The organism is Oligoflexus sp., from assembly GCF_035638955.1.
In the GTDB taxonomy this organism is placed as follows: Bacteria; Bdellovibrionota_B; Oligoflexia; order Oligoflexales; family Oligoflexaceae; genus Oligoflexus.
Genome location: NZ_DASQYZ010000084.1, coordinates 1 through 11,344 on the forward strand (window position 1 = coordinate 1; position 11,344 = coordinate 11,344).

Sequence of the window (11,344 nt, forward strand, 5' to 3'; positions counted from 1 at the left end):
CCAAGAATTAGGTTTTCACTACAGGAATTCAAAGCGCTTGGTGAGTCGTGAATCAATGATTGAAGAGCCCATTGCGGGAAATCTGCACGATGGGTTCCGTGGGGATTGGAGTGTCGTAAGGCACTCCTTTTACCCGACCAATCGATCGGTTCTTTAAGTTGATAAGAAACGCCTGGGAAAAGTCCTTGCCGTGCTGGCAAGAGCCATGGAATGGCGGATTCCCTTCCTGATAAGCCATACTCTACCATAGTAGCAAATCCGAGCCCGAGGACTCAGCACGGCTGCTCTTGCCGCGCTACCGAGCTCCCGGAATTCCTTCATCGAGATGAAGTCAAGTCGCATGGCGACTTGATCGACCATATTTTACCTTGTAGGCAATCAAAATATTTCTGACTTCCTGAAAAAATCAGAAATATCGGTCTGGTAGGGCAATTGGGGCCGAGTAGGAGTCAGACTTCGGTTTACCGCAGTTAAGCTTCCCCAGGCCTCGCCCCGAAGCACCTATAGATTCTTAGCTAGTGGTATGTGGCGCAAATGACTGTTTGAAATGCTTGATCCAGGAAATTACCCATGATTGTGTCGATTCCCTATAAGGTTGCCATCCTGGACGATGATCACTTTCATCGAAAGGTGCTGGAGCGTCTCTGCGGAGCCTTCCCCTGGGTTAAAACCTACAGCTACGCCTATCCCAGTGAAGCTTTGGAAGCGATACAGCAGGAAAGAATTCCTATCGTGCTGGTTGATATCAATATGCCTGGCATGTACGGCGACGACGTCCTGCGGCATTGCATGGCACTCAAGCAGGGGATTCAGGTTTATGTGATCACCGGCGCCGAAAATATGGTGATCGCCAATCGCTGTCTGGATCTTGGGGCGCGGATCATCATCCGCAAGCCGGTGACAGATGAAGTGATCGCGGAAGCTTTGCAGGATGCAAAAATTCATTTGGATCGGTGCAGCGATACCATCAAGAAATTTGCCCGAAGAAAAAAGGAAGTATGATTTTCTATTGCCAGGAGAAGGATTGATATGACCATGAACTTGAAGAAAAAACTAATCGTGAGTTTTTTAGCAGCGGCTGGGTTTACCCTGGTAGTGGGAGTCCTCGGGATCGTAGGAATGACCGAGGCTTTGAACAAGATGGAGATCATCAAATCCAACAATTTGCCGGCCGTGGACTATGTTTGGCGGGCGAATCAAACCCAGACCGAAGTTCGATCCATGGCGCGGGCGATCATGGCGCCTGAATTGAGCTTGGAGGATTACAATCGCCTGAAAAAAGATTTCAACGTCAATCTCGCCGATATGTTTAAGGCGATGAAGGACTTTGGGCCATTGGCTGAGTCGCAGGAGGAAAAAGACCTGTTGAATGTTTTGAACAGGCAAATAGACGAATGGAATAAACTCCAAATGGAAGCGGTCCGCATCTGGGATAAAAAAGAAGAGATGATTCGAGACGGGGTTCGCGAAAAAAATCCGGAAGCGTATGCCGCCATGGAAAAAGATCTCCGTAAAGCCCAGGCTGCAACGGGGCAAATCTATGATGAAAGCACCGTTACTTTGGTGAAACTCACTGATTTGAAAGTCAAGCTCGCTACAGATTACGCCGCCGAAACTCAAAAATCTGTCAGCTTTTTCCGCTATGCTATGGTTGCTTTGGTGTTTGTCGCTTTGGCAATCTCACTTTGGATTGGCTTTTCGATTGCCCAATCCACCCTGCGATTGCTGGGTGTCGATCCCAATGAAATCTCCGAACTGGTGAAGAACATTTCGGTTGGTGATACCAGCATTCAGATGAACGCCAGCGTCAACTACGGTGTTTACAATGACATTCGCACTATGGTCAAGGGTCTCAACGATAAGGCCAACCAGGCGGAAGCGATCGCTGCAGGCGATTTGACCAAAGAAATCGTTCTGCTGTCAGACCGTGATCGTCTGGGCAAATCGTTTCAGACCATGAGCAATGTGCTGCGTGAAGTGATCACCCGCTCCAATTTCGCAGCCAATCAGGTGTCCGCTGGATCGGATCAGGTATCGAGTGCCAGCCAGAGCCTTTCTCAGGGGGCAGCCGAGCAGGCCGCAGCCGTGGAAGAGATTACCAGCTCAGTCACCGAAATCAGCTCCAAGATCAAGATCAATGCCGATGCTGCCATCAACGCGAGCGAAACAGCGCAAAAAGCTCAGAAAGCCGCGGAGCAGGGCAATGTCCAGATTGAAGTCACGCTCAAATCCATGACCGATATCAACAGTTCCAGTCGGGAAATTTCCAAGATCATCAAAGTGATCGACGATATCGCCTTCCAAACCAATCTGCTGGCATTGAACGCCGCCGTCGAAGCGGCTCGGGCGGGTCGCCATGGCAAGGGTTTTGCTGTGGTCGCTGATGAAGTTCGAAACCTTGCGGGTCGCAGCGCCAAAGCCGCCAAGGAAACAACCGAACTGATCGAGTCATCGTCCCGCAAAGTGGAAAGTGGTTTGATCGAGGCAAAAAAAACCGCGGAATCATTCAAGGACATTGTCGCCGGTTCATTGCAGGTTGCCTCGACTGTGCGACAGATCGCGGACGCCAGCAAAGAGCAGGCCGCGGCTATTTCGCAGATCGCTTCCGGGATCAATCAAATCAATAAAGTGACCCAGACCACCACCGCGAGCGCCGAAGAAACAGCTTCTGCCGCGGAAGAACTGGCCGGACAATCGCAGGAACTGAAACGCAGCCTGGCTTATTTCCGGATTGGTGATGAACGGTCGATGGACCGTCATTCCATGTCGGCCGCGCCTGCCCAGGGCCGGGTTGTCTCGATTCGTCCCAGCGCGCCGACTGCAAGTGAGAGTTCCGATTGGGGACGCGTCGCACCTATTTCAGCTAACAACAATAATCAGTCTGATTCCCATCCCCAGCAGATTGCTCTGGATGATCAGAATTTTGGAAATTATCGCGCCTGAGCTTGAACGTATGGACCATGGAAAAGGTGAGGGATTGTGGACCGAGAATATCTAGCATCACAAGAGTTGGTTGAGACATTCATCGCGGAAAGCAGTGATTTCCTGGATGAGTTCGAGGTGCAGCTTATTGCGCTTGCTGACGCCGAGAACAATCCGCAGGCACCGGCCGGCGCCACTGATTCCCTGATGAACAACATCTTCCGCTTGATCCATACCATCAAAGGAAGCGCTGGGTCGTTTGGCTTCAAAAATATCTCTGCCCTGGCGCACAGAGCTGAGAATCTGCTGGACGACATACGCAAGAAAACGATCAAACTTGATCGCGGCCGTCTGGAACTCCTGCAGCAATCCATCGATCTGTTCCGAATTCTGCTCAGTCATATTCAAAAATCCAAACACGATATGGATGGCAGCTGCCAGGGCGATGTCCTCGATTTGATGATGAAGCTCGAACAGGCTTTGAAAGACCGGGATCCGGGTGGTCCCAATGCTTTGTCGGCCATGAAAGAGCTCTCTTCGGGGTTCTTCGTCTTTGACGACGACGCTCCTCCTCCGGCTGCCGCCCCAGAGAATTCGCCAAGCTTTAAAATTACCGACGCCTTGCGGACGTCTTTTTTGCAGGAGTCCGACGAGACCTTGCAGAAAGTGGAATTGAGTCTGCTGGCCTTGGCGACGGCTAAAGGTTTGGACGCCAATGAACATGTCGAAGAAGCATTCCGGCGCATTCATAGTTTTAAAGGCAACTGTGGGTTCATGGGCTACAAGGATCTTTCGGAAGTATCCCATGCTCTGGAAACCCATCTGGAACGCTTGAAAATAAATCCTGCTCTGATCACTGATAAACTCACGGAAACCATCCTGCGGATTGTCGATGCCGTCAAAACCACTTTATACCGGATTGGTCAATCTGGTGATGACTGCATGGAGGATCGCGAAAGTCTGATCGAATACCTGGAGAGCGTGCTACCGGTCGCACCAGGGCGCCGAGCTCAGATCGATCTTCCAGAAGCCAATGCCGCTGTGCAGGAGATGCCTCAGCTTAAGGCACTCAAGAGCACGGCGACTCTGGAAAACCCAGCTTCATTGAATCCAGTGCGCAATGATATCCGGGTGGACCTTAAGAAACTTGATGCGCTTATCAATCTGGTCGGTGAGTTGGTGATTGCAGAGACCATGGTTAGCGGCAGCTTGGCCGCTGTAGGCATAGAGAACGAGCAGCTGGATCGCGCTTTTCATCATTTGCGTCGCACCACTTTGGATCTTCAGGACATTTCCATGTCGGTGCGGATGGTGCCGGTGGCGCAAACCTTTCGGAAGATGACCCGCTTGGTCCATGATACCACACAAAAACTCGGCAAAAAGTCTCGCTTGGTTCTGAAGGGCGAAGACACCGAGGTGGATAAGACCGTGATCGAACAGATCGCTGATCCTCTAGTCCATTGCGTGCGGAATTCGATCGATCATGGTTTGGAAATGCCAGATGCGCGTCGTGAATCCGGAAAAGATGAAATGGGGACCATCACTCTCGAAGCCCGTCACGAAGAAGGCGAGATCTGGATAATTATTCAGGATGACGGCGGCGGCTTGCGTCGTGATAAAATATTGAAACGAGCACGGGAACGCAATCTGCCGGGGATTGAACGGGAATCTACACTGACTGATTCCGAGGTCTTCAATTATATCTTTGAACCTGGATTTTCTACAGCAGAGCAGGTGACGGATGTCTCTGGCCGCGGCGTGGGCATGGATGTTGTTCGCAAGAACATCGAAAAAATCAAAGGCCGCGTGCGTATCGAATCGACAGCTGGGCAAGGGACACAGATTATTTTTGAGATCCCACTGACGCTGGCGATCATCGACGGCATGATGGTGAAGGTTGGCGATGCAAAATACACCATTCCGCTTCTGAACATCCAGGAATCCATCATTCTCAGCCCGGAGCGCGTGGTGATGGGGCCCGATGGCTTGAAGATGGTGGATCTTCGTTCGAAATTCATTCCTATCGTTCAATTGGGCCATCTGTTTGGACAAAAAGACGTTGCCCCGCTGCCGGATGATGGTTTGGTCGTGATTGTGGAAGTCACCCAGAACAGTCTGGCTTTGCACGTCGATGAGATCCTTGGCCAGCAGCAGACTGTTGTCAAAGCCCTACCAAACTCCTACAAAAGGTCCAGGGCCGTGAGCGGCTGCACCATCCTTGGCAACGGTGAAGTCAGTTTGATTCTGGATGTCGGTGGCATCAATGACTGTCTGGGCGAAGAGTATCAAAATCTGATTTCAAAAGTTGCTTAATGCTATAGAAAAAAGGCAGGCGATATGGTCAAGAAGCAAAACGAGCGTGAAATGCAAGACCAGGATTTTGATGAAGATGAAGATGAAGAGGATAGTATAAAAGGCCGCTATCTGGCTTTTCGCGTTCATGAAGAAGACTATGGCATTGAGATTCAATACGTGACGGAAATCGTTGGCATCCAGAAAATAGCGGCTGTACCCGATATGCCGGAATTTATCAAAGGCGTCATCAACCTGCGTGGTCAGGTGATACCCGTCATGGACATCCGCATCCGGTTCCGCCTTCCCCTCAAGGAATACAACGAAAGAACCTGTGTCATCGTCGTGAACTATGATGACCATCCCATCGGTTTGGTTGTGGATTCAGTCAATGAAGTGACCAGCATTCCGGAAGATTCCGTGTGTGAACCACCGCGTGTGGCCCACAATGAAAGTGCTCGCTATATCCGTGGAATCGGCAAAGTGGGCGATGAAGTGCGCATCATTTTGGATGTCAGCAAATTGCTTTATGGCAACGATGTGGAAGCGGTCGCTCAAGTCGCCAATAGTTGAAAGGGGCAGTGTCAATTGAATGCCAAGCTCGAACATCTGGAAGAATTGGGCGACTCCGTGGGTATGGGGTCGATTCAGCTGAACGACGTCGAGTTTCGCGCCATTGCGAAACTGGTCTATGATAATTTCGGAATCTGTCTGACCGATGAAAAGCGTGGCCTCGTACTGGGTCGTCTGCAGTCCACCTTGCATCGACGGCAGCTGTCGAGTTTTTCTGAGTATTTAACCCTCATGAAGGCCGATCGCAGCGGGGCGATGATGACCGAGCTGGTCAATGTGATTTCAACGAATCACACCTCATTTTTTCGCGAAAGCAGTCATTTTCAATTTCTGAATCAAAAGGTTTTGCCGGAAGTCGTGGCAACTCTACAAAATAGCCGCCGCAATGATTTGCGCATCTGGTGTGCCGCCTGTTCAAGTGGGGAAGAGGCCTATACACTGCAGATGTCGGTGATGAAAACCTTGGGCAGCAATTATCCAAGCCTGGACGCCGGACTCTTGGCGACAGATATTTCCACTAAGGTCTTGCAGCTTGCTGCTCAAGGAATCTATACGCCCGAACGAATCCACGAGATTCCCAAAGACTATGTCCACAGTTTTTTCAAACAGCAGGCGGATGGCAACTACCAGGTCATTGAGCGGGTTCGCGAGGAAATCATGTTCCGTCGATTTAATCTGATGAATCCCGTCTTCCCCTTCAAACCTTTTCAAATCGTGTTCTGCCGCAATGTTATGATCTATTTTGATCCGCAGACCCGAATTGCCCTTCTGCAGCGCATCTATAACTGCCTCGAGCCGGGTGGCTATCTTTTTCTAGGCCATTCCGAAACGATCAACGCCGGCACCACACCATTAAAAGCGTGTATGCCGGCTGTATATCAGAAAAGGATGGATCTGTGATGCATAAACCCATCCGAGTCCTGATTGTCGATGATTCAGCTTTTGTGCGGGAAACCTTGACACAAGCGTTAGCGCAAACTTCGTCCATTGAAGTGGTGGGGACGGCGGCTGATCCGTATGAAGCCCGGGATCTACTGCTTAAGCTAAAGCCTGATGTCATGACTTTGGATATGGAAATGCCGCGTATGAACGGCACCGAATTTCTGAGGCGATTGCTCCCACAGTGGCCAATTCCAGTCATAATGTTGAGTTCCTATACCGCGCGCGGAACGACGCAAGCGATGGATGCTCTTTCCGCGGGCGCTGTAGAGGTCGTATTCAAGCCTCTGCACTTCAGCCAAGCCGGATTCCAAGACATGATGATCGAGCTGGTGCAAAAGATCAATTTTGCTTCGCAGGCTCAGGTACAAGATCCGGCGCAGATGCTGGTAGAAAAAAATGCAGGGACTCCTCCTGGAAAGCTTGCTTATCTATCCTCCCGCTTCCGCTTGATCGCGATCGGATCGTCGACGGGAGGACCACAGGCCTTGACCCTGATCCTGCGTAATCTGCCGAGCGATTTACCAGCCATTGTTATTGCACAGCATCTGCCGGCAGGCTTCAGCCATTTTTTTGCCGCCCGTTTGCAGCAGGAAACGCCTGTCGTGACGCGCGAAGCCATCGATGGGGAAACGATTCAAAAAAGCATCATCTATATAGCTCCCAGCGGTATGCAAACGGAAGTTCTTGCCATGGGTCCGAATTTGGTTTTCAGGGTTTTTAAAAGCGCCGAGCCGATGCCGTACAATCCTTGTATCGACGTGCTGTTCCATTCTATTGCCAAAAGCGTCGGTAAGAAGTCGATCGGGGTGCTGCTCACCGGAATGGGACATGATGGTGCCAAGGGCCTCAAGAGTATGCTTGAGGCAGGCGCTCCAACGATCGGGCAGGATGAAAGATCGTCCGTGGTCTACGGAATGTCGGCTGTCGCCAAGCAGCTGGGTGCTGTGGATCGCGAATTGCCTTTAACGATCATTCCAGGCGAAATTCTACGCGTGCTGCGAGGAGTGGCATGATCGCGAAACCCATCATGCTGGGTATTGGCAATCTGGATGGATCGTCCCAGCCGGGTTCCACATTGAAGACTATGGCTTTGGGTTCGTGCGTGGCCTTGATTCTGATGGATCCTAAAAAGAAAGCGATCGGTATGGCTCATGTGGCTTTGCCAGAATCCGCCACGGATAGTGTAAAGGCTTTATCTCTGCCCGGGTATTTTGCGGATACGGCGGTGCCCGCCCTCTTGAATCGCATGGCGAACTTGGGCTGCGATCCAAGGGGGACGGGCTTTATCGTCAAGTTGGTAGGCGGCTCCAGCATTATGGATGTCGATGGACTTTTCAACATCGGCAAGCGCAATGTCCTGACCCTAAAGAAAGTGCTTTGGCAGACCAAGCTTGCTCCTGTCGCAGAGGATGTGGGGGGCGATTTCAGTCGCACCGTAGCAGTTCACCAGGACACAGGGCATATCGTTATCACGTGTCCTTCAAAAGGCACTTGGGAGATATAGTATGGACAAGAAGATTCTGATCATTGACGACTCCAGGACCGCGCGTCTGTTTATCAAGCAGTGTTTTGAAATTTCAGGTTTCACCCAATGCACGTTTATGGAGGCCAGCCAGGGTGAAGAAGGTCTGAAGATCATGAATGCGCAGGAGATCGCACTGGTCATAACGGATATCAACATGCCGGTCAAGGACGGAATATCCATGCTGCGCGAAATGCGAGCCAGCGAGAATCTTAAAAATGTTCCCGTACTGGTCATCACGTCCACGCAAAATGCGGCTCGTGAAGAGGAATTGAGGCCTTTAAAGGTGGAAGGTATCCTGGCCAAACCCTTACACCTGCCTAATGTTTCCAAAACTCTCAATACTCTAAAAACTCAGCTGGGTATGTGACATGGGAATTGCACAAGCAAGTTTAGTCGTCGACAGTCTGAATGCTTTGAACCAAGCGGTGCAGGATACTTTAGAAACGCTGAGTTTCAGCGAAGCCCTTCCAGTTCCTCAGGAAAGCTATCCACCCTTGCATCTGCCGGTGTATGTCACCACAGTGGAAGTGCATCGCCCCTATACAGGCTTTATTCGCCTGATTATACCGCGCAATATGGCAATCAGTCTGGTGGGATCCATGCTGGGATCCACGGGCAATTTGGAAGAGGAATGGGTGCAGGACGGTCTCTCGGAGTTGGTGAATATAATCGGTGGTCGCATTCTGGCCCATCTGGTGGATTCGTTCAACTCCTTTGACCTTAGCATTCCGCAGACGGTTTGCCTCGACAAGGAATTGCCTTCCTGTGATGGTATTTTGGTTCGCCAAGCCTATGTCTTGAATGATGAGCACGTGGAACTGGAACTGGAATTTCAAAAAGCTCGCGCTGCTTGACTCATAATGACAGGGCCCCGGAAAGAATGCCTAAAATCTGCACAATCATCGAATATTATTGACTATACTTAACAGCCAGGGGACTAGTGTTTCTGCAGGCGCCGCCGCTCGCTATGCAGCGCTTGCGACGAGACTCAATTGTTCAATCCAATCAAGGATTTGCTTATATTCCGTATTGCTCCTTGATATGATGAAATCAGGTTGAATGAGCATTTTTAGATTTCTATTGGAACTCATGATGACTGTTTTAACTCGAGAAGTTGATTCATTGATTTTTATTGCGGCAATCAACGCAGGTCCATCGAGTTCATGAAGTACGGCCCCACAGACTACGATGGAATATTTTTCATGGATAACTTTGTTGAGGGCCGTTAAGCCGTTGGAACAGCTATTCAATTCTACATTTGCGAGTTTGCTGTTTTTTACCAAGTAATTAAACGTTGTCGCACTGGTATCGACAATGAGGACTTTGAATTTTTGACTAAAACTCGCCTGGGACTTAAATTCCCGACCAATTTTTTCATATTCGGCCAAAAATTGGGGCCGGGTGAGTTTGCTGTTGCGGGATAGGTTAATGAGTTTCTTGAGGACGTCAACTTTGGCCAACAAGGGCTCGATATGCTGAGCACTCTTACGATCGAGTAGGCTCTCTTCGATACTGTGAATAACATCGCTTATAACATTATACCCTAAGGCCCCGGCAGATCCTTTATTGGAGTGCAAGCGCCTTAAAATCTCACCAACCGAGGATTCCAGATTCTTGCTGACCAATTGCTCTTCAAAATAGCTGAGGTCGTCGCTCATTTGATCGAGGAACATTTGGATGAGCTCATCAGACTCCTGGACATAGTCTTCATCAGAGGGGCAGTGTAACATTTTTTGTTATCCTATTGATTGGAAGCCTTTTGTGCTAGTTGATAAGCTGTCGAATCATCTATAGCGGCGATTCGATTGCGACCATTTTCGTTAGCTGAATAGAGGCCGTGATCAGCAAAATGCAATAGAGTCCCAGAAGTTTACAAGGATGAGTCAGTGTTGAAGCGATCCCGCAGGAAAATGTTACATTCAAGCGATCTTTCATCGTTCCCCAGTGGACGTCGGACGTCTTCCTCAGAAGTCTATAGAAGCATTCGACAGCTGCGGTTAATTCGGTTTCTGGCAGTAAGACGAGAAAATCCTCGCCCCCGAACCGTGCGATGACATCGACTTCTCTCAGGCTGCCCGTGAGGAGTTCTGAGATTTGTGAGGGGATCGCGAATGCTCAGCTCATTGAGTTGGAACTGCATGGTTCGAATGCGAAGGACCGATTTAATACGCGCAATAAGTTCCAGCTTGCGAGCAGGCTTCGACAAAGAATCGGCCGCCCCTAGGCTGAGTGCTAATTCAAGTTTTTCAACTTCACTGTGTCCAGTTAAAACAATGATCCCAAGGAATGGATTGTGGGGATTTTTCATCAAAGGAGTGATCAGTTCGGGGGCAGAGCTGTCTGGTAGCTCCCAATCCAGGAGAATGGCGCCAGGCAATTGGTCGTTTGCTATTGGCAAGCCTTGGGCGCCGGATCCAGCTAAAAAAACTTGATAGCCTTCCCTCGTTAAGATGATCTCATTGAGTTTGGCTTGCACTTTATTGTCTTCAATAATAAGAATCTTTTCATTGCCTTTTAGCTGTGCCATGGACCACCCCAATGCCTTGGCTGTTTTTGGTCAGGGATCGCCTTTCCATTGTATCACAAGGCTCTTAAGGTGAGAAGAATGCAGGGCCCCGGAAAGAATGCCCGGAATTTCAGCAGGCCTTGATTGCCAAGGCCTTCGGGTTCACGGTAGTTTCGAAATTTCCCAATAATTTTAACAGTCAGCTTATTTTATAGTCATTCTTTCCGGGTGGTCATGCGCCCGAAGAGTTTCTCAATTGGTAATTATTATGTCCTGGACGGTATATCCCCCTAAATTCCGCAGCCACCCGTATATTGAATGACGAAAGCCAAAATTTGGTATCTTATCGGATTTTAGTGCGTGGCACCCCATATAGACTTTTTTCTATCTTATTTTTCGACCGTTGCATCGGATCTTTTTAACTCAACATTCGGTTAGTTTTTCTGGTCCTTCCGGGTTTTCCGTGGGGTGGCGCCGAGAATTTCGTTAATATCCCCGTAATATATGGGGAGAATTGTCGATGAAAGATACAGAGCTTTACCGACAAATTTTAGGCCTGCAGAATCCGTGGTATGTCGACGATG

At 49.7% G+C, this 11,344-nt stretch carries 12 protein-coding genes; 9 read left to right on the plus strand and 3 right to left on the minus strand.

The annotated features are described in order from the left end of the window. The first annotated feature begins 570 nt into the window (after positions 1 to 570). The 9 genes from VE954_RS08530 to VE954_RS08570 are packed head-to-tail and all read left to right on the plus strand — an operon-like array spanning position 571 to position 9,108. Positions 571 to 1,002 (plus strand): response regulator, encoded by a 432-nt coding sequence (locus VE954_RS08530; RefSeq protein ID WP_324951671.1) that lies wholly within the window; start codon positions 571 to 573, stop codon positions 1,000 to 1,002. 27 nt (positions 1,003 to 1,029) lie between these two features. Then, positions 1,030 to 2,943 carry a methyl-accepting chemotaxis protein gene (locus VE954_RS08535; RefSeq protein ID WP_324951673.1) on the plus strand — a complete coding sequence of 638 codons (1,914 nt, stop codon included), beginning with the start codon at positions 1,030 to 1,032 and terminating at the stop codon, positions 2,941 to 2,943. Between the two features lie 36 nt (positions 2,944 to 2,979). Next, positions 2,980 to 5,235: a chemotaxis protein CheA gene (locus VE954_RS08540; protein WP_324951674.1), complete on the plus strand. Its 2,256-nt coding sequence runs from the start codon at positions 2,980 to 2,982 to the stop codon at positions 5,233 to 5,235. A 24-nt stretch (positions 5,236 to 5,259) separates the two neighbouring features. Further along, positions 5,260 to 5,787: a chemotaxis protein CheW gene (locus tag VE954_RS08545; RefSeq protein WP_324951676.1), complete on the plus strand. Its 528-nt coding sequence runs from the start codon at positions 5,260 to 5,262 to the stop codon at positions 5,785 to 5,787. A 15-nt stretch (positions 5,788 to 5,802) separates the two neighbouring features. After that, positions 5,803 to 6,687, plus strand: a complete 885-nt coding sequence (locus VE954_RS08550; RefSeq protein WP_324951678.1) for a protein-glutamate O-methyltransferase CheR — start codon at positions 5,803 to 5,805, stop codon at positions 6,685 to 6,687. After that, positions 6,687 to 7,742, plus strand: a complete 1,056-nt coding sequence (gene cheB, locus VE954_RS08555; protein ID WP_324951680.1) for a chemotaxis-specific protein-glutamate methyltransferase CheB — start codon at positions 6,687 to 6,689, stop codon at positions 7,740 to 7,742. Before VE954_RS08550 ends, cheB begins: the two co-directional genes overlap by 1 nt. Continuing rightward, on the plus strand, positions 7,739 to 8,233 hold the full coding sequence (locus tag VE954_RS08560) for a chemotaxis protein CheD (protein ID WP_324951682.1): 495 nt from the start codon (positions 7,739 to 7,741) through the stop codon (positions 8,231 to 8,233). Before cheB ends, VE954_RS08560 begins: the two co-directional genes overlap by 4 nt. 1 nt (position 8,234) lies before the next feature. Next, positions 8,235 to 8,621 carry a response regulator gene (locus tag VE954_RS08565; protein WP_324951684.1) on the plus strand — a complete coding sequence of 129 codons (387 nt, stop codon included), beginning with the start codon at positions 8,235 to 8,237 and terminating at the stop codon, positions 8,619 to 8,621. Position 8,622: 1 nt separating this feature from the next. Further along, positions 8,623 to 9,108 carry a chemotaxis protein CheX gene (locus VE954_RS08570; protein WP_324951686.1) on the plus strand — a complete coding sequence of 162 codons (486 nt, stop codon included), beginning with the start codon at positions 8,623 to 8,625 and terminating at the stop codon, positions 9,106 to 9,108. A 111-nt stretch (positions 9,109 to 9,219) separates the two neighbouring features. Here the strand turns inward: VE954_RS08570 and VE954_RS08575 are convergent, their stop codons facing one another. From VE954_RS08575 to VE954_RS08580, 3 genes are all read right to left on the minus strand, one after another. Further along, positions 9,220 to 9,927 carry an Hpt domain-containing protein gene (locus VE954_RS08575; RefSeq protein ID WP_324951688.1) on the minus strand — a complete coding sequence of 236 codons (708 nt, stop codon included), beginning with the start codon at positions 9,925 to 9,927 and terminating at the stop codon, positions 9,220 to 9,222. 115 nt (positions 9,928 to 10,042) lie between these two features. Beyond that, on the minus strand, positions 10,043 to 10,324 hold the full coding sequence (locus VE954_RS44145) for a diguanylate cyclase (RefSeq protein ID WP_414698983.1): 282 nt from the start codon (positions 10,322 to 10,324) through the stop codon (positions 10,043 to 10,045). Continuing rightward, on the minus strand, positions 10,227 to 10,781 hold the full coding sequence (locus VE954_RS08580) for a response regulator transcription factor (RefSeq protein WP_324951690.1): 555 nt from the start codon (positions 10,779 to 10,781) through the stop codon (positions 10,227 to 10,229). Before VE954_RS08580 ends, VE954_RS44145 begins: the two co-directional genes overlap by 98 nt. Positions 10,782 to 11,344: the final 563 nt, after the last annotated feature.